Genomic DNA, 16,706 nt, shown 5'->3' on the forward strand with positions numbered 1-16,706 from the left:
CGGCTCGGTCGGCCGCCGGCCCGGCTCGGTCGGATGCCGCGCCCGGCCTCCCGTCGGCGCTGGCGGGGAGGCCGGGGAGGTCACTTCCTGTCGCCGGTGCCCGCGCGCGGGCCGTGACCGGGCAACGGCTTGGTCTGGCCGCTGGGAAGGAAGAAGCGGCACCTCCGGCACAGGAAGCCGATCGTGATCACGGGGCGCTGGCCCCTCGGCGGCGGTTCGACGGCCTCGTACGGGCGCAGATCGCTGCCTGCGCAGTGGCGGCACGACTTCATGGGTCCCTCCGTGGGTCGGTGTGGCGGGCGCGTCAGGAGCGGGACGCCCGCACGGCTCCGGCTTCCGCGCCGCGGGTCTGCGGCCGCGGGGTGGTCGCTGGGCTGCTCCCCGGCCGCTGCCGGGCGGCGCCGGTGCGCCCGCCGGGGTCTTCGGTTGTCAGGCGCTCTGGCGGATCATCCTCTCGACCTCGTCCGGGTCGAACTGCCCGACCAGGTAGGCGATCTGGGCGTGGAGGCCGCCGTTGTTGACCTCGGCGGCCTGGCGGCCGCCTTCCTCGTGGAGGTCGTCGCCGAGAGGCAGGTCGGCGACACCCCGGCTGTTGCAGGCGTCGGAGGCGTAGGTGGAAGCGGCGGCGTGTACGTCTTCGTCGAGATGGTCGTCCTCGATCTCCAGCCGGAGCGCCAGGTCGACCAGCCGCTGCGCAGCCGCTCGGTCTTCGGGAGTCAGCGGCGTGCCGGCCCCGATGTCGAGGTCGAGTTCAGTGTCCAAGGGGCTCCTGGGGCAGGGCCGCCGGGCAGCGGCGGGGAGTCGGTGGTGTTCCCGGGCGGTGCGCGGGGGTCACGCGGTGTGGAAGGTCAGGGCGCGCTCGATGCCGTCTTCTCCTGCGACGTCATCGGCCAGTGCCGCGACGGCGTGGTCGAGGTAGCCGATGGCGTCGGGGTGCATGTCCTCGGGGCGGCCGGCGAGGTGGCCGGTGACGGCCTCGAGGACGGCGCCCAGGCGGAAGGCGATGGACTCGGTGCCCGGCCCGCCGGGGTGGTGCAGGATCTGCAGGTGCACGGACAGGTCGTCGCCGGCGGCGGCCGCTTCGAGTTCACCGAGCGCCGCCCTGGCGGCGGCTGCGGCTTGGGCCGGCTCGGCGTGGATGACCGGGACCGGTTCCCTGCGCACCGGGCGCTGCGGCAGACGGGGCGGGGTCGGGGAGGTGGGCAGGGTGCTGCTCCTTGCTGGTCGGGCCCGCCGTTCACGGCGGGCGGGTCCTCGCAGGCCGGGATCCGGATCGGCGTGAGCGCGGACCGCCGTGGTGCGCGGGCGCCTGCGGCGCAGTTGCCGGGGCTGTGCCGCCCCGCCGCTGTCCGGGCGGAGCCGGGGCCCGGGCAGCGGCTCGCGGGCTTCAGGTCGTGGACGGGCGCGCTGCCCCGGGGCAGCGGCGCTGTCCGCAGCGCTCCTGTGCGGTGCCCGTACCGTTCAGGACAGGGCGGGCAGCGGCCACAGGAGGCCCGTGCTGACCTCGATGAGGCCGCCGGGGTGCTGCTTGCGCAGGTCCGGGTCGTCGGCCAGGTGGCGCGCGTCCAGGCGGATCAGCATGGCGGTGCGGCGGACGCCGTTGGGCCGGGAGTCGGGGTCCACCACGGTGCCGGAGAAGTTGTGGAGCGGGTAGGCGACGGCGTCCCCTTCCTCGGCCCGCTCGATCAGAGCGGTGTGCAGGTGGGCCCTGGCCCGGTTGAACGGCGTCAGCAGCGCGGACAGCTCACGGTAGCGATCCACCCCCTGCGTGCCCTCGGAGTCGAACACCATCTCCTCGACCTGGGAGAACTCCCGCTGCAGCTCCTCGTAGCCGGGGAAGGCCGCCGGGGCCCGGTCGGTCGACAGGAGGTCCACCGCCACGGCGTGGAACGCTCCGCTGCGCTCGTCCGACAGCAGCGCCACGTCCATGCCGTCCACCCGGTAGACGGCGCGGACGGTGCCGCTGGCCGAGTCCGGCCCGGTGGCGCTGACGCCGGCCCAGGGCGAGCCGTCGACCGGCTCGGCGGCGGGAGTGAGGTCGTCGTACGCGGCGGGGATCATGGCTGCTCCTCAGGGGTCGGCGGGAAAGGTCAGCGCAGGCGGGCGGTGACGCTCAGCTCGCCGAAGCCGCCGTGGTCGGTGACGACGTAGTGCTTCTCCAAGGCCGCGCGCACCTTCGCGATCTGCTCCCTGCGGTGGGAGCCATCGCCCCGGTGGGCGTGGTTCTCGTGGAAGTCGACGATGACGCCGCTGAGCCAGGTGGTGCGCACCGTGACGCCCTCGGTCCAGCGCTGGCCGCTTCGGCGGCCGGTGCTCATCTGCGAGAGGGGGAAGCCGCGCCGCGCCAGGTAGCCCCGGACGGACTGGTAGAGCAGCGCGTTCGGATTCCGGCTCGGCACGGTGGGCTCCTCGGTGAAGCGGGGCGACGCCCGCCCCGATGTGAATATTTTAGTTGTCTGGGGGTGTTTTTTGCAAATCTGGTTCTTCTGCTTGTCGGGGAGGGTCTGCGTACTTCCACGCGCACTCCGCCGTCGCAGCACCCGGGTCTCACGGACCGGCCCTGTCCACAGGCCCCGACCCGCACGATCACCCAACCCCTCCCTCCACCGCCCAGGAGCCCCCGTGCCCGCGCTCGCACGCCTGCGACCCCCCGCGTCTGCCCTCTCGGCCCTACGCCGCCTGGGCGCCGGCCTCGCCCTGCCGATCGCAGCCCTGCCCGCCGCCGGCCTGATGCTGCGCCTGGGCCAAGACGACCTCCTCGGCCGCTTCACCGCCGCGCACACCACCGCCCAGGTGCTGTCGGCGGCCGGCGCGGCAGTCCTCGACCAGCTCCCCCTGCTGTTCGCCGTCGGCATCGCCCTCGGCGTCCCCACCCGTACCGAGGACCGCGCCACGCCCGTCCTCGCCTGCCTGGTCTCCTACCTCGTCCTCGCCCGCACCGTCCTTGCCCTCAACCCCCACGCCGACGCCCCCGCCACCGCGCCCGCCCGCTGGCCCTACGGCGCACTCGCCGGCATCGCCGCAGCCCTCCTCGCCCTCGGCGTTCTCGCCCTGCTGCGCCGCCGGCCCCGAACCCCCCAGGTCCTCGTCTTCGCCGCGGTCGCGCTCACCGCGGCCGCCGCCGGCGTGCTGATGGGCGCGGCCTGGCCCGCCGTCGAGGACGTCCTGGCCCGCACCGCGGCCGCCCTCGCCCGCCACTCCGTCGCCGGCGGCGCCGCCTTCGGCCTCGCCAACCGCCTGCTGCTGCCCCTCGGCCTGCACCAAGTCCCCAGCGCCACACTCTGGTTCGTCGCCGGCGACTGCGGCGCCGGCATCCACGGCGACATCCCCTGCTTCTTCCAGCGCCACGACCCCCGCGCCGGGACCTTCATGTCCGGGTTCTTCCCCATCGCGATGGCCGGCCTGCCCGCCGCGGCCCTGGCCATGTGGCGCAGCGCCCATCCCGCCCAGCGCCGCCGCACCGCCCAACTGCTGCTGCCTGCCGCCGCCATGTCCGCACTGACCGGTGTCACCGAGCCGATCGAGCTGGCCTTCGCGTTCACTGCTTTCCCGCTCTACGTCGCGCACGCCCTGCTGACCGCCTCCAGCCTTGCCCTCGCCAACGCGCTGGACATCCACGCCGGCTTCGTCTTCAGCGCCGGCGCCCTGGACTGGGCCCTCAACTACCCCATCGCCCACCGGCCCCTGCTCCTGCTCCCGCTGGGCGCGCTCTACGCCGCCGCCTACTACACCCTCTTCCGCTTCGCGATCACCCGCTTCGACCTGCGCACCCCAGGCCGCCACCCCGGGGCCCACGACAACCCCGCACCGGCCACCGAGGAACCGCAGCCCCGCCGCCCCGAAGGAGACCCGGCCCCGTGACCAGCCACCCCCACGTCCAAGCCGCCCACTACGGCTTCGGCGCGATCTTCCCCGTCATCGTCCTCGACCCGCAGCCCCGCTGGTACCGGCCCCACCACGGTGTCCCCCAGACCACCGACGCCACGGATGCGCAGATCCTGGTCCTGCGCTGGAGCGGCCCGGTCAACGCCCTGTACGGCGCGCCGGCCGCCCTCGTCGACGCCGCGCACAGAGCGCCGGCGCACCTGTCGCGCGGCGCCCTGGCCCGCTTCCACGCCGCGCTGCCGGCCGCCCTGCGCATCGTCACCCTCCCGCCGCACACCCTGCTCGGCGCCTGGTCCCGCCGCCCGGGCCGAGGCCGCAGCCACCGCTGAACACCCCGCCCCGCCCGGCCCCTCCCTGGAGAGGGCCGGGCGGGACACCGCGGCCACCGCCACGCCCGCGCCGCCCGCACCGTGCCGCTCCAGCCGTTCGCCGGTACGGGAGGATGATCTGCCGCGGCCACCGCCGCGGCAGACGAAGGAGGAACACCGTGGGCCTGTTCACACCGGCGCGCCGACGCCAGGAGACGGCGCGCAGACAGCGTGCCGACCGCAGGAACGACGCCCGTACCGTCTTCGAGCACGCGGCGCGCATGGCCGGCCTGGACCTGCTGCTGCGCCCGCACACCTGGCAGCACCTGGTGGCCCGGCACCATGCGGACAGCGCCCTCGCCGCAGTGGTCCCGGCCCCCGCCGGCGAGGGCCGGGTCAGGGTGCGCCTGGCCGGCCCGCTGCTGGCAGAGCTGCTGGCCGGCCTCTTCGAGGACATGGAGAGCCAGGCGCACGAACCGGACGCCGAGGCCGCCAGGGCGGTCGCCGCCACGCTCTACCCCCGGCTGGCCGCGATCGTCCGGCCCCTCGGATTCGGCGCCCTGCCGGCCGATCCCGCGCAGGTGGGCGAAGCCGAGGTCGACACCCCCTGGACCGCAGGCACCTGACAGTCCCCGCCGGCTACCCCTCGCAAGCGCCGAGCCCGGTCCCGCCCCGGCCCACGGCCGTTGACGGGACACGCGTGAAGAGCCGGCCCCCGCGGGCCGGCTGCAACCACGTCCCGACGAGCACGCCGGCCCGGGCGGGTCCGAGGTCAGGGCGTACCATCGGCGCGCCCGGCCACGAGCTGCGGGCCGTCCTCGGCGAGCTCGGCGAGGAAGAGGGCGGTGGCCGCGCTGACGAGCTGCCTGGCGGCCGCCGGGCTTGGCGCGTTGCCGGTCATGCACCGCAGGGTGCCGACAGCCTGCGCACTGAGGTGCACGGTCGTCTGCCGGCTGGCGGACGCATCCGTGGGACGGGTCTGCAGCCACCAGGCGTGCAGGTCGGCCACAGCTCGGCGGCCGGTCCGCGTGAGGACGAGCGCGGTCTCCACGTAGTCGCCCACCACCGTCCTGGTCCGGGCGCTGCGGTCCGCGGACATCCGGGCGCGGATGTCCGCCTCCACCTGCGGGTGGATGCGGACGCCGAACGGCCGCCGCGCGCACGCAGGGCGCTGTCGTGCCAGGGCCGTTCGCGCCAGGGCGTGCAGCGGACGGCGGGCGAGGTCCTCGCGGGCCCGGGCAGCGAGCCGGGCGGCGAAGTGGCGCTCGGCCCAGGCGAAGATCCCTGCCAGTGGCGCAGCGGCTCCCTCGGCGGCGCGGTACAGGGCGAGGAACTGCTGGTACGAGCAGCCGCAGCGGACGGCGAGGTCCCTCACGCGGCGGAAATCAGTGCTCATGGTCGGCTCCACGGAGGGGCCCCGGCCACCGCTCTCCGGGCGTCGAGAACACGAAGAGGAAGAGGCGACATCCGTTCCCGTGCGCCGGGTTTCTGCCGCGCTGCCGAGCCGGGATGCAGCAGCGCACGGGCAGGGCCATCGGGGCCCGCGGCCGACTCGTCGACCGCAGAGCCGACCTTAGCGCCGCCGGCCCCGGCGCACGGCGGGAACCGCCGCACGTCACCCGATCGGGCGGACCGCTGCTGCCCGGCCGATCGAGCAGCGAGCGCACAGGCCGGCCGGAGCGCGCTGAGCGTCGCCGCTTACCGGCCGGACCCTTCCGCGGTGTGCCGCCGGGGCTCCCGGTAGGAGGCCAGTGGGCGGTCCTGGCCGGTGAGCCGGTCCCACCAGCCCGCGCACACCAGCGCGCCCACCGGCGTGCCGTCGGGCATCTGCGCGATCGGGACGTGGCGGCCCTCGATCTCGACCATGCCGGCCCAGTGGCAGTGGAACGGGCGGGTCGGGTCGAAGCGGTTGGTGTCCCCGCTCTCGTCCTCCGGGCTCCCCTCGCGGGCCGCGCAGTCCCCGCAGGCGCTCTTCATCACCCCGGCAGGCCGGGGCAGTTCGGTCAGCTCCTCGGGGTCCCAGCCGCCGACGTCGCTGGTGATGCCCTGCCCGTGGCAGTGCAGGCATCCGACCTCCGACGGCCGGCCCTCGCACACCGGGCAGATGTACCGGGCCGCGTACACCCGCCCCCGCACCGCATCGGATCCGCTCACGGTCTCGCCCTCCTTGTCGCCACCGGGCACCGTAGCTTGGCCCCCGGACAGCGGGACCGCCCGGGGGCGCCTGCGACGCGCCGCCCCGGGTGGTCCCGCCCCGCTCAGCGCAGGATGCCGGCCGCGCGCGCGGCGACCAGGTACGTGCGGAACTGGGCGGTGACGCCGGTGTAGAGAGCCTCGTCGTCCAGGTGGAGCGGGTCGGGGACGTGGAAGAAGCCGGTGTTGTCGACGATGCCCGGCAGGTCGTCGATGGTCTGCAGGAAGCCGATGTTGTCGCCGAAGCCGACGAAGCTCCAGAACATCGGGAGCTCCTTCGCGGCGATCAGCATCTGCTCGGTCTCCCGCCTGTCGTCGGGGCTCCCGTCGGTCTGGAAGAGGACGAAGGCCGGGTCGGTGGCGCCGGATTCGCGGTAGTGCTCGATGACGGCGCGGATGGCCCGGGTGTAGTTGGTGCGGCCCATGGCGCCCAGCTGCCGGTGGGCGGTGTCGATCCGGCCGGCGTAGTTGTCCAGGTCCAGGACGGTGGTGCCGTCGAGCCCGGTGGAGAAGAACACCACCGGCACCCGGCCGTCGTCGTCCAGGGCGCGCGACAGCCCCAGGGCCTGCTCGCCCAGGTACTGCATGGTGCCGTTGCGGTAGTGGCGGCTCATGGAGCCGGAGCGGTCCAGCACCAGGTACACCGCGGCGCGCTGGCCGGCCAGGTCGTTCGAGGCCAGGCTCTCCTGCGCCGACTTGGTCAGCGTGACGATGTCCTTGCGCAGCGAGACGGACGCCGACCCGGCAGGGGCGGCCGCAGGAGCGGCAGGGCCGGCCGCGGGGGCGGCGGAGGTGAAGAACTTCTTGAACATGAGGTCGATCCGATCGTCGGAGGGCGAGGCAGCCGGCGGGCTGCCGGATACACGGTGGGCCCGCCCGCCTGTGGACAGCGCACGCGCGCCGCATGACGACGCGCCCCTGTCCGAGGCCGGTGGGGGAAAGGCGCCCGCCGCGCCGGCGGCGACCGCCCGCCGCGCCCGGATCCGTTCTGCCCGTCGGCGCAAGGGCCCTGCGGGGCCGCGAGGTTGGCGCGCTCGAGCGCAGCGGCCAGGCGCCGGTGGGCGAGGAGCGTGTCGACCTGCTCGACGATGGCGCGCCACACCTGTCCCTGCGAGGGGTCGGCGGGAAGGGAGGGCTCGCCGTTGATGCCGCGCACCGTGGTGACGCGGTCGCCGACCGGCTCGCGGTGGCGATGCACCAAAATGACGGTCGGGGTGCCGTGTCCGGGCAGGTAGGCCCCGCTGGTGTCGACGACCCACTGAAGGTCCTGCCGGGCAAGTACCTGTTCGACGAACGGCCGCCCGAACTCGCGCTTCATGAACGAGTTCGCGGTCAGCTGCGCGCACCAGCCGCCGGGCACCAGCAGGGCGGTGGACAGTTGGTGGAACGGCAGCGACAGCGCGTACTTGCCGTGACACACCTGAGGCCAGGCGGCGCGGACGGCGGCGCGGACAGCCGGGTCCTTGGGCGTGATGTAGGGCGGGTTGCCGACGACGACGTGGTAGCGGCCGCGCTGCAGCAGCGGCTCACCGGCGTCCAGCAGCGCGTCGGCATCGGCCACGTTCACCGCCGCTGCCGCGGGCAGGAACCGCGGCCCGCCCCGGTGGCCCCCGTCGGCGCGACCGATCGCGGAGGCCATCACCGTCAGGCGCAGCCGGGCCAGGAGCGCCGCGTACGGGTCGAGATCGACGCCGTGGACCGCCTCCAGCGCCGCCTCGATGCCGCGCGGAGCGTGGTTGCTGCGGCCCCGGGGCCGCCACGTCCACGCACGGATCAGCGTCTCGACGAGGATGTGCCCCGTCCCGCACGACGGGTCGACCATCCTCAGGCCGCGGATGCCGAACTCCTCGGCGGCCGGATCGAAGGCGAGGTCGAGCAGCAGGGAGGTGACGAAGCGCGGGGTCTGCGCCAGGGCGCGCTCGCGCCGCGCCTCGGCCGACAGCGCCTGGTAGGCGTTGCCGAGCAGGTAGCCGTGCGGCCGGTGGTCGGGGTCCTCGAGCGGGTGGGCGCTCCACAGCGCGGTGATGTCCGCGGTGTCCGCGTTGCCGATCGGTTGCTCCCTCAGCGCGCACACGGCCGGGTCGGCGAAGCCGGCCAGCGCGGGGTGCGCGGCGGCCAGGCGGTCGAGGGCGCGGAGCGTGCCCGCGGCTGTGGCGGCGGGGGCGATGCCGGCGTCGAACAGGCCGGTGCCTGCAGCCCAGGCGAGGACGGCGCCGGCGTGCACCCACGACACCGCCGCCCGCGCGCCGACAGCGGGGGTGAGGCGGTCCGCCAGGCGCTGGGCGGCGTTCGCCGCCAGGGCGGGCAGGCCGGCATGGCCGTGCTGGCCGGGCGTCTCGCGCCGGTGCCGTCCGGGCTCGGACTCAGGCCCGTGCGTCGGCGACCGGGTGCCTTGGTGGTTCATCCGCGCTCTCCCGCGGCCCCCGGGTTCGCGCGCTCGAATGACCGGCCCGCAGGCCAGATCGCGACGATGCCGTGGTGGGACAGGAGTTCGAGCGAGGCCGGGCCCGGTTCGGCGGTGAACAGCAGCGCGCAGCGACCGGGCGGGAAGAGCCGCGCGCAGTCGGCGATCACCCCGCTCGCGGTGACGAGTGCCTGGTGGAAGCGGCGGCAGGCCATCACCAGCTCGCCGGCGGTCGCGTCGTAGAGGTCGCTCGACGCCAGGGCCGGTTCGGTGACGACACGGTGCCGCAGGACGCGGTGTCCCCGGGCCGCCAGGTGGAAGAGGTAGGCGGTCAGGACCGCTTCTTCGGAGCGGTCGGCTTCCTCGTCGTTGGCCCGCCCGGGCTGGGGGCGGGCGGGGTCCGACGGGGCGAGGTAGGCGAGGGTCGGTCGGTCGGCAGTCATGGAGCGGGTATCTCCTGGCAGGGTTGTCACGGGTGGTGTCGGGGCGTGGCGCTCCCCAGTCCGAGGGAGCGTCAGCGGGCCCATGCGGCGTGGGTCACGACGAGATGGGGCACCGGCGCGCCGCTGGTCGTGCCGTCCTGGGGAGCGCAGCGGATCGCGTCGACGCTGTAGCCGAGGTTGACCAGCACCTGCGTGTACGTCCTCAGGGACTTCTCGCAGATGGCGTCCATGAAGTCGCGCTCCTGCGTGTCGGCCTCGGCGTAGTGCGCTGCCCACGCGGAGCTCGTCCGGTGGCGGACCAGGACATGGAGCGGGCCGGGCTGTGCCGTGGTGAAGCCCTCGGCTCGCCCGGTGGGGCTCTGGGCGCAGCTGGCATCCCAGAGGCGGCGCGACAGGTCCTCGGCGGACACCCTGCGGAGCCTGCCACGTACGGGCGCACCCTCGAGCCAGTGGGCGTCGTGGTCCGGATCGCTGTGCACCGGGGTGGTGTGCGCCAGGGAGCGTCGGCAGGCCAAGGAGGTGCCCGACTGCACGGCGCGGGCCCCGCACAGCGCGGTGCCGGGGCGCGCGAGGGCCTCGGGCAGGGCGGCCGTCTCGGGGTCCTCGACGGGGTCCTCGCCCTCGCGGGGGTTGGCCTGCCAGTACGCGAAGGGCAGGGCGGCGGACGCGGCGACCAGCTCCGCGCTGCGGTACTCGAAGCGCCGCCCGTCGGCGTGCGCGCTGTACAGGACCGTGCCGCCGCGGACGGTGAACGGCTCGGGGTGCACCGAGCCGTCGGCCAGCAGCAGCAGCAGCGTTCCGAGCTGCCAGGTGCGGGCCCGGCCCCAGCTCGACTCGCGGGACCAGTGCTCCTCGAACCAGGCCAGGTCGTGGACGTGCACACCGGTGGAGGTGATCTGCAAGAACGCAGGACCCGGTGTGCGGGCGGCGGTGTGGGAGGCCATCGGGGCTCCTCGGTGGTCAGGGGGTGGACGGGTTCAGGCGGCCGCGCCCAGGCGCACGGCGTGGGCGAGAACCGCTGCGGCAGGCGGTCCCGCGGGGGAGGCGACGGTGATGCGGCTGGACGTGCCCGCGCGGTGGACCACCACGGAGGCGCCCTGCGCCTCCAGGCACACATCGCGGACCCCGCGCAGCTGCTCGGGCAGCTCCCGGGCGCCGGCGGCGCACTCGTGCGCACGGGCGGCGGCGAGGTCGGCGGCCAGGTTCCCCAGGCCGTCGTGCGCGCAGCCGCCGTGGCAGGTCACGAGCGCGAGGCGGGGTGCGCCGGGTGCGGCGTACAGGGCATGCCGGGTGTGGCCCTCGTACGCCTTGCTGCGCACCGCCGCGGTGGCGGCGGCCGGGTTGTCCCGCGCGGTCCAGAACGCCTCGCCCTCCTCGTCGCGCCAGGACCAGCCGACCCGCAGGCCGGGGGTGTTGCGCAAGGAGACCCAGCCGGTGTTCGCGACGGTGTTCCGCCCGAGCCAGGAGGTCAGGTCGACGGTGCTGCGCCCGGCGGCGGGGTCGGCGAACGTCGCGCCGGGGGTGGGCGGCAGCGGGCGGATTCGCGCCAGCAGGGCGGGGTGCCCGGCGGGCCAGGCATCAGCGAAGGGCTCGAGGTGGCGCCGCTGGACGGGGCAACCGGTGCAGTCGCCCGGGACGGGGTCGGTGCAGCGCTCGTACCCGCCCCAGCGCTGCCGTCCTGTCATGGATTCCCACAAGGTCGTGAAGCGGACGGGCAGCAGGCCGCACTGGTGGCGGACTTCGAAGTGCGCGCCCAGGTTCAAGCGGTTCCAGCCCCGGCCGTCGGGGCCGGACGAGCCGTAGGAGGGCTGCGGGAGGAAGACGGTCACAGATGCTCCATGATCGGCAGCGGCGTGCAGACGGGCGGCTCCGGGACAACCGCGGCGGCGCAGGAGAGGTCAGCCGGAGCGGGCGGCGGTCAGCCGGAGCGGGCGGCGGTCAGTAGGGGGCCGTCCCGAAGAACAGCCAGCCGCGGTGCTCCAGCGGGCTGCCCTGGAGGGGGACGTTGAGTCGGCCGGAGCGGATCCGGCCGTTTTGAGGGCAGGGCTGGTAGCGGCCGGTGATGCAGTACCCGATCGTCTCGCCCGGGAGCAGTCCTCCGTCGCCGGTGAGAATGGCCAGCGCGGCCTCCTCCAGCGTCTTGTAGCCCTGCGGTGTGAACGGGACGATCACGGTGACGCTGCGCCGGTCGGTCAGGACGGGGATGGCGCAGGCGGGCCCGCGCTTGTCGCGTGACGGGTGGTCGGCCGCGGACATGATTCGGCCGGCCAAGTCCTCGGCGGCCTCCATGGTCAGGGGCGTGTCGGTGACGACCTGGTAGTCGTCCTTCTCTGCGATGGTGCCCGTGTAGCTGCGGCTGCCGTACTCGCAGCGGGCCGCGTCGACAGCATCCCGGAACGCCTGGTCGACGTCGGTGCCGTCCTGGTAGGCGGTGAAGTCGGCTGCTCCCACGGGATCCTCCTTGCGAGATGCGAGATGCGAGATGCGAGATGCGAGATGCGAGATGCGAGATGCGGGTTGCCGGGGTGGCAGGGCGCCGGGTTGCGGCCCTGCTCGGGCGCTCAGAGGCGGGTGTCCCGGAAGCGGAGGCCGCCCTGCTGCGCCGCGCGGCGCAGCAGGGCGATCCAGGGCTGCCACGAGGGGTGGACCTCCGCGTCCTCGGACTCGGCCCGCACGGCGGCGGGCTTGGCGTCGTACGAGGCCAGGGCGGCGGCGATCTGCGCCGCGGTGATGAGCTGCTCGGCCCCGGCCAGCTTCCGGTCCGGGATGCCGTGCGCCTCGCCGTCCTCGCCGTCGAACAGGCTGCGCGGCTCGCCGTCGCCGGGCCAGCGCAGCGGCACGCGGCCGACGAGCATGCCGAATTCGGTCATGGACTGGCGCATGGACGCGAGGCCGAGCGGGCCGATCTCGCGCCGGTCCGCCGGGCTGTCCGTCCCGGAGGCTGTCACGAGGGTGAAGCTGATGGGCATGGCGGGCATGGGTCCTCCAGGAATCCGGCAGGCGGGGTCGGCTGCCACATGTTCATAATTTATCTATTGGGTGTGACAGTGGCCTTTTGTGGTCACCCGGCGCGGGGTCCGCTCTCCGGAGCGTGTGCAGCTGTGGCGATGCGGCAGCGCCCGCGGCCGGGGCGGACCTGGGCTGCACCACCCGGCGGACGGTGCAGCCCAGGTTCGGTGCCGGGAAAGTCCCGGGTGGCGAAGCGGCCCCTGTGGGGCGAGCCGCGGCGAGGGCCCGCCGGGTCAGTCCTCCCGGGCGGAGTCCACTTCGTCCCTCCGGCGCCCGTCGGCGATGGTTGCGACGACCTGCACCGCCACCGCCGCGATGAGGACGAGGATGTCGACGAGGGTGGCCGCCGCAGGGGAGAGGACGGCGTGGGTGAGCCGGGAGAGCACCAGCACGACGACGCTGCCGACTATGCCGCGCAGGAGGGCGCGCAGGTACAGGTTGCGGAACATCGGGTTCCCTCTTTTCGGGTTCGGATCAGGTGATCAGCCGGCGAGGATGCCGGGCTTTTCGCAGAACGGGGGCGCCGACCGGCGGGCCGCAGGGCTCGGCGAAGAAGCGGCGGACGGCGGCCGCGTAGTTCATAATTTATCTTTTGGGTGTGACAGCGGCTTCTTCGCGGTCATCCGGCGCGGGGTGGAGTCCGTGTCCTGGGCGGTCGCGGACATGGCGGCGCGGCGGTGTCCCCGCCGAGGTGCCCCGGCGCCCGGCCCCCGGCGGGCTGGTGGGACCCCGGCGCCGGCGGGGCCCGGGTGGCGAAGTGGCGCCCGCGTGGCGTCGGAGCGGCGGGGCTAGTCCTCCCGGGCGGAGTCCGCTTCGGCTTGCCGGCGCCCCTCGGCGATGGTGACGGCGACCAGCGTCGCCATCGCCGCGCCGAGGGCGAGAACGGCGATGAGGGTGGCCACCGCAGGGGAGAAGGCGGCGCGGGCGAGCCGGGCGAGGAGCAGCGCGATAGCGCTGCCGACCACTCCGCGCAGGACGGCGCGCAGGTACGGGTTGTGGAGCACGGGTTTCCCCTCTTCGGGTGCGGATCGGATGGTCAGTCGGCGAGGGGCGTCGGGGCGATGCGGTAGCCGGTCTTCACCCAGCGGCCGGAGGACTGGCTGCGTACCTGGAGCACCATGTCCCCCTCGGGCCCCTGGGACTCGTCCCAGCGGTGCTCGGTCTGCGCCAGCCGGTCGGGCGGCGTGTACTCCGTGTCGGCGGCGATCGCGCTGCGCTTCGCCGCGTCGGCGCCGGAGAGGCAGACCGTGACGGGGTGCTCGTTGCGCATCACGACGTAGGCGATGGTCTCCTCGGCCAAGGTGTGCTCCTCAGGGGCGGGGACGGGATGGCGGTCGTCGGGCCCGGTGAAGGATGGCAGGCGACGACTGCGGGTGAACATAATTTATCTTTTGGGTGCGACAGTTCCGCTCCTGGTGCCGCCCGAAGCCCTGCCGGACAGCCGGCGCGGCCGGTGTCCCCGGGGGTGCGGGCCGCTTACGGCCCCGAGCACGCGGCGGCCTCTTCCTCGGCGAGCTCCTCCTCCGCGGCGGCCCAGCAGCGGCCGCAGATGTCGGAGCCGTAGGGCCAGGTGCCGTCGACGGGGGCCGCGCATTCGGCGCAGCCGAGGTCCTCGTCGACAGCGGTGGAGGTGCTGCAGGGGCTGGGCAAGAGCTGCTTCCGGAAGTTGAAGTGCGGATGGCGGCGCGGCCGGCCGCCGTTGCGCCCCGCATGGCCGCGGCGAACGTGTGCTCCACACCGGCGAACTGTCCGGCCGGCTTCTGGCCCGGGGCGTCGGGCGGACTGCAGGCGGCGGCACCGGGGCGGAGACGGGTGCGCACGTTAGCGGGCGGCGCTCACGAGCGCCTCGGCGAGCGCGTCGGCCAGGGGGCCGGCGTGCTCCACCAGGTCCAGGCCGCCCCCGGCGCGGGTGCAGCCGGGCGCCGAGACGGCGCAGGCGGGCGAGGTGCACGCGTGGTAGACGAGCGCGAGGAACTCGCCGTCCTCGCGGTGGAGCTGGGCGTGGACCGCGTCCGGGGTCTCGTCGGCGGCGGGCAGGTCCACGTCGCAGCCGACGAGGGCGTAGGTGCGGTTCGGGCCCGGGATGTGGATCTGCAGGCCGCGACCGTCGGAGGGGGCGATGCTCGAGGGCAGCCCCTTCACGCGCTGGGCGCTGACGAGGCGGGCGACGGTGGGGTGGAGTTCGTAGGACACAGGAGCCTCTCGGGTGGTGTCGGAATCGAGTGGATGCGCTGGGGCGCGGTCCGTGAACAGCGCCGGCCGCGAGGGGTGAGGGCCCTCTCCCCCCGCGGCACAGTGGAGCGAGGCGGGGCTGGTGGCGGCGGGAGGGAACCACGCGCCCGGCAGCAGGTGCGTGGTTCACTTCCCGGTCGTGACACCGGCGTCCCGGTGGGCGCTGCGCGAAGGACGCCGGGCACCGCGGCGGGGGGCTCCCAGGCCGCGGCGCCGCAGCGGGTCGCGCCGCTGCGTCTCGACCGGGACCACCGTGGTGATGGGGTCGGTGTCCTCGGGCAGGAGGTCGAGGCGGACCCAGTACGGCATCACCCAGCGGATGGTGGAGCCGGTGCGGCCCTTGCCGATCCGGAACCGCCTGAAGTGGCCGCTCTTCTGGTGGGGCGCGTGCTGGACGCCCGAGGGGAGACCGTCGCCGTCCCGCACCCGCCCGGCGGCTCGCCGGGCCGCGTGCAGCTTCGGGCCGATGCGCCAGCCGACCTCGACGAAGAACGGGTCGCGCTCCCGGACCGGCCGCCGCCGCTTGCGCACGGGCGCGGCGACGGGCGGCTCGGCCAGGTCGCGGTTGTCGCAGCACAGGTAGACCAGGACCGACAGCGCGGGGCGCAGGACCTCCTCGAACAGGCCGAGGACGGCATCGGGGTCGCGCTGGCGCCCCCACACCGCCTCGGCCCGGTCGGCGGCGAAGTCGGCGGCCTCCTGGACGGTGAAGCGCTTCCGGCCGGTGGGGATGTTCATGCGCATGTAGGTCTGGCTGTGGACCTCCCAGGTCTGGGGGTCCAGGAGGTCGATGACGAACAGCAGGCCCAGGCCGTCGACCTCCTCGTCCGTGAAGGTCGCCTGGGTGGGCTCGTCGTTGAAGCCGAAGACGTAGAACCCGCGGACCTGGCCCCGGACGTCCTTGTACTGCACCGGCCACGGCTCGGGGAGCACCACCAGGGGGTTGATGTGGGGCATGCGTTCGAAGATGCTGCCCGGCAGTTCGTCGGAGGTGGAGCGGTACAACTCGGAGGCCAGATCGGGGTGCAGGTCGTAGGTGACGCGCCCGCGCCGCGCCCACATCCGGAGGATGCCGACGTGGCTGGCGATGTCGATCATGTCCTCCTGCGCGCGCCGCGGCAGGTTCACCGGCTTCCTGTGCGCCGGGGCGACGGGCAGCCCGGCGCACATCCGGTCGAGCATCGGCAGCAGCCACCGGTGGTTGGCCCGCAGCAGGCTCTCGCGCTCCGTGAGGTGGGAGACGAAGGTCTCGCTGATGTCCCGGTTCCTGAGCGCGCGGGCGTGCCGGTCGGTCATCTGGGCTCCCGGGGCGCGATGGGTGGGGGTGAGTGGATCGCGGATTCGACGCTGACACGCCCGGCGGCGGGCGTGCCCTGTCATTCATAATTTATCTTCTGGGTGTGACAGGTTCGGTGGTGTGGCACTTCCCGCCCGCTGCGCCTGGCGGCGCCAACCGTTCGAGAAGCCCGGGCCGGCGGTGCCGGGGTCGCCGGGCCGCCGGGGCCCGCGGAGGACGGAGGCCACCCGGCCGGGCCGTGCGGTGCATCCGGTGCGGCGGGCGCCCCGTCGTTGCCGGTGTCGGGCGGCCGGAGGCTGTCAGGAAGAGTCGGGGGAGTGCCGGGCGGAGGCCGCTGTGGTGTGGCATGCGCCCCCGCGCGCGGTGGCGAGCAGGGTGAGGCGCTGCGGGGGCCGGTGGAGCCACAGCTCCCAGCGCTCCAGGGGCCGGCTGGCGCGGAGGTGGGCCAGGGCCCGCCAGGCGTCCCCGGGGCTGTCGACGAGCAGGAGGGCGCCCAAGTGGCCGGCCCGGGTCAGCCAGTAGGGGCGGGCGAAGACCGCCGGGTCGGTCCGAGCGGCACAGGCCGGGCACAGGGCCGAGGTCGGGTGGTCGGGCTGCGCCGTGTCGACGTCGTCGACCACGACGGAGGCGCCGCAGCCCGGGCAGGCGGCGGACAGCGACCGTCTGCGGACAACGGGGACGACGAGAGCCGCAGCCGGCAGCAGGTGTTGGCGTTCGACCGAGTCGACGCTGCCGTCCGCGAAGAGCAGGGCGGTGCGCAGTTCGACCATGCCGTCGCCCATCAGGCGCCGGCGGACGACCTCGAAGGCGACCTCGGGCGCGCCGGGCAGGTGGAAGCGGTCGCCCGGCCGGTCGAGTCGGGCCAAGGAGACGGTGAACAGGGGTGTCCTCCCGGAGGGTGGCTGTGCACGGCGTGCGGACCCGTGCGGTCGGAC

Annotated in this window: 23 protein-coding genes; 3 read left to right on the forward strand and 20 right to left on the reverse strand. The window is 74.7% G+C overall.

Going from position 1 to position 16,706, the window contains the following annotated elements; all coding sequences use genetic code 11:
- Positions 1 to 429: 429 nt before the first annotated feature.
- The 4 genes from ACIP60_RS32255 to ACIP60_RS32270 all read right to left on the reverse strand — a co-directional run bounded on the left by ACIP60_RS32255 (position 430) and on the right by ACIP60_RS32270 (position 2,399).
- The gene (locus ACIP60_RS32255; protein WP_400691344.1) at positions 430 to 762 is read right to left on the reverse strand and encodes a hypothetical protein; all 333 of its coding nucleotides are present in this window, start codon (positions 760 to 762) and stop codon (positions 430 to 432) included.
- A gap of 69 nt (positions 763 to 831) precedes the next feature.
- Positions 832 to 1,164 carry a hypothetical protein gene (locus ACIP60_RS32260; RefSeq protein WP_400691347.1) on the reverse strand — a complete coding sequence of 111 codons (333 nt, stop codon included), beginning with the start codon at positions 1,162 to 1,164 and terminating at the stop codon, positions 832 to 834.
- A 297-nt stretch (positions 1,165 to 1,461) separates the two neighbouring features.
- On the reverse strand, positions 1,462 to 2,061 hold the full coding sequence (locus ACIP60_RS32265) for a hypothetical protein (RefSeq protein WP_400691349.1): 600 nt from the start codon (positions 2,059 to 2,061) through the stop codon (positions 1,462 to 1,464).
- Positions 2,062 to 2,090: 29 nt separating this feature from the next.
- Positions 2,091 to 2,399: a hypothetical protein gene (locus ACIP60_RS32270; protein ID WP_400691351.1), complete on the reverse strand. Its 309-nt coding sequence runs from the start codon at positions 2,397 to 2,399 to the stop codon at positions 2,091 to 2,093.
- Positions 2,400 to 2,622: 223 nt separating this feature from the next.
- On the opposite strand from ACIP60_RS32270, the gene ACIP60_RS32275 reads away from it, so the two are divergent.
- The 3 genes from ACIP60_RS32275 (at position 2,623) to ACIP60_RS32285 (ending at position 4,819) form a co-directional block, all read left to right on the forward strand.
- Positions 2,623 to 3,861, forward strand: a complete 1,239-nt coding sequence (locus tag ACIP60_RS32275; RefSeq protein WP_400691354.1) for a PTS transporter subunit EIIC — start codon at positions 2,623 to 2,625, stop codon at positions 3,859 to 3,861.
- Positions 3,858 to 4,214, forward strand: a complete 357-nt coding sequence (locus tag ACIP60_RS32280; RefSeq protein ID WP_400691357.1) for a hypothetical protein — start codon at positions 3,858 to 3,860, stop codon at positions 4,212 to 4,214. The genes ACIP60_RS32275 and ACIP60_RS32280 overlap by 4 nt, the downstream gene beginning before the upstream one ends.
- A gap of 158 nt (positions 4,215 to 4,372) precedes the next feature.
- Complete coding sequence (locus tag ACIP60_RS32285; RefSeq protein WP_400691359.1) at positions 4,373 to 4,819, forward strand: hypothetical protein; 447 nt, start codon at positions 4,373 to 4,375, stop codon at positions 4,817 to 4,819.
- Positions 4,820 to 4,965: 146 nt separating this feature from the next.
- On the opposite strand, the gene ACIP60_RS32290 is transcribed toward ACIP60_RS32285, so the two are convergent.
- The 16 genes from ACIP60_RS32290 to ACIP60_RS32365 all read right to left on the reverse strand — a co-directional run bounded on the left by ACIP60_RS32290 (position 4,966) and on the right by ACIP60_RS32365 (position 16,637).
- Entirely contained in the window at positions 4,966 to 5,589 is a 624-nt protein-coding gene (locus ACIP60_RS32290) for a hypothetical protein (RefSeq protein WP_400691362.1), read from the reverse strand.
- A gap of 302 nt (positions 5,590 to 5,891) precedes the next feature.
- A complete protein-coding gene (locus ACIP60_RS32295; protein ID WP_400691365.1) occupies positions 5,892 to 6,347 on the reverse strand; it encodes a hypothetical protein in 456 nt (151 codons plus the stop codon).
- 104 nt (positions 6,348 to 6,451) lie between these two features.
- Complete coding sequence (locus tag ACIP60_RS32300) at positions 6,452 to 7,198, reverse strand: VWA domain-containing protein (RefSeq protein ID WP_400691368.1); 747 nt, start codon at positions 7,196 to 7,198, stop codon at positions 6,452 to 6,454.
- Positions 7,087 to 8,790 carry an Eco57I restriction-modification methylase domain-containing protein gene (locus ACIP60_RS32305; RefSeq protein WP_400691371.1) on the reverse strand — a complete coding sequence of 568 codons (1,704 nt, stop codon included), beginning with the start codon at positions 8,788 to 8,790 and terminating at the stop codon, positions 7,087 to 7,089. Before ACIP60_RS32305 ends, ACIP60_RS32300 begins: the two co-directional genes overlap by 112 nt.
- On the reverse strand, positions 8,787 to 9,233 hold the full coding sequence (locus tag ACIP60_RS32310) for a hypothetical protein (RefSeq protein ID WP_400691374.1): 447 nt from the start codon (positions 9,231 to 9,233) through the stop codon (positions 8,787 to 8,789). The genes ACIP60_RS32305 and ACIP60_RS32310 overlap by 4 nt, the downstream gene beginning before the upstream one ends.
- 71 nt (positions 9,234 to 9,304) lie before the next feature.
- Positions 9,305 to 10,177, reverse strand: coding sequence for a hypothetical protein (locus tag ACIP60_RS32315; protein WP_400691377.1), 873 nt, complete (start codon positions 10,175 to 10,177; stop codon positions 9,305 to 9,307).
- A gap of 33 nt (positions 10,178 to 10,210) precedes the next feature.
- Positions 10,211 to 11,062 (reverse strand): hypothetical protein, encoded by an 852-nt coding sequence (locus ACIP60_RS32320; protein WP_400691380.1) that lies wholly within the window; start codon positions 11,060 to 11,062, stop codon positions 10,211 to 10,213.
- Between the two features lie 109 nt (positions 11,063 to 11,171).
- Positions 11,172 to 11,684: a hypothetical protein gene (locus ACIP60_RS32325; protein ID WP_400691383.1), complete on the reverse strand. Its 513-nt coding sequence runs from the start codon at positions 11,682 to 11,684 to the stop codon at positions 11,172 to 11,174.
- A gap of 110 nt (positions 11,685 to 11,794) precedes the next feature.
- Positions 11,795 to 12,211, reverse strand: coding sequence for a hypothetical protein (locus ACIP60_RS32330; RefSeq protein ID WP_400691386.1), 417 nt, complete (start codon positions 12,209 to 12,211; stop codon positions 11,795 to 11,797).
- Between the two features lie 264 nt (positions 12,212 to 12,475).
- Positions 12,476 to 12,691: a hypothetical protein gene (locus ACIP60_RS32335; protein ID WP_400691389.1), complete on the reverse strand. Its 216-nt coding sequence runs from the start codon at positions 12,689 to 12,691 to the stop codon at positions 12,476 to 12,478.
- A gap of 339 nt (positions 12,692 to 13,030) precedes the next feature.
- Positions 13,031 to 13,246, reverse strand: coding sequence for a hypothetical protein (locus ACIP60_RS32340; protein ID WP_400691392.1), 216 nt, complete (start codon positions 13,244 to 13,246; stop codon positions 13,031 to 13,033).
- A 32-nt stretch (positions 13,247 to 13,278) separates the two neighbouring features.
- Positions 13,279 to 13,542 carry a hypothetical protein gene (locus ACIP60_RS32345; RefSeq protein WP_400691394.1) on the reverse strand — a complete coding sequence of 88 codons (264 nt, stop codon included), beginning with the start codon at positions 13,540 to 13,542 and terminating at the stop codon, positions 13,279 to 13,281.
- 176 nt (positions 13,543 to 13,718) lie between these two features.
- The gene (locus tag ACIP60_RS32350) at positions 13,719 to 13,892 is read right to left on the reverse strand and encodes a hypothetical protein (protein WP_400691397.1); all 174 of its coding nucleotides are present in this window, start codon (positions 13,890 to 13,892) and stop codon (positions 13,719 to 13,721) included.
- A gap of 171 nt (positions 13,893 to 14,063) precedes the next feature.
- The gene (locus ACIP60_RS32355; RefSeq protein WP_400691400.1) at positions 14,064 to 14,435 is read right to left on the reverse strand and encodes a hypothetical protein; all 372 of its coding nucleotides are present in this window, start codon (positions 14,433 to 14,435) and stop codon (positions 14,064 to 14,066) included.
- Between the two features lie 165 nt (positions 14,436 to 14,600).
- Positions 14,601 to 15,770, reverse strand: a complete 1,170-nt coding sequence (locus tag ACIP60_RS32360) for a hypothetical protein (RefSeq protein ID WP_400691403.1) — start codon at positions 15,768 to 15,770, stop codon at positions 14,601 to 14,603.
- A gap of 300 nt (positions 15,771 to 16,070) precedes the next feature.
- Complete coding sequence (locus ACIP60_RS32365; RefSeq protein WP_400691406.1) at positions 16,071 to 16,637, reverse strand: hypothetical protein; 567 nt, start codon at positions 16,635 to 16,637, stop codon at positions 16,071 to 16,073.
- Between the last annotated feature and the right edge of the window lie 69 nt (positions 16,638 to 16,706).

It is taken from the genome of Kitasatospora sp. NPDC088783, assembly GCF_044750705.1.
Taxonomy (GTDB): domain Bacteria; phylum Actinomycetota; class Actinomycetes; order Streptomycetales; family Streptomycetaceae; genus Kitasatospora; species Kitasatospora fiedleri.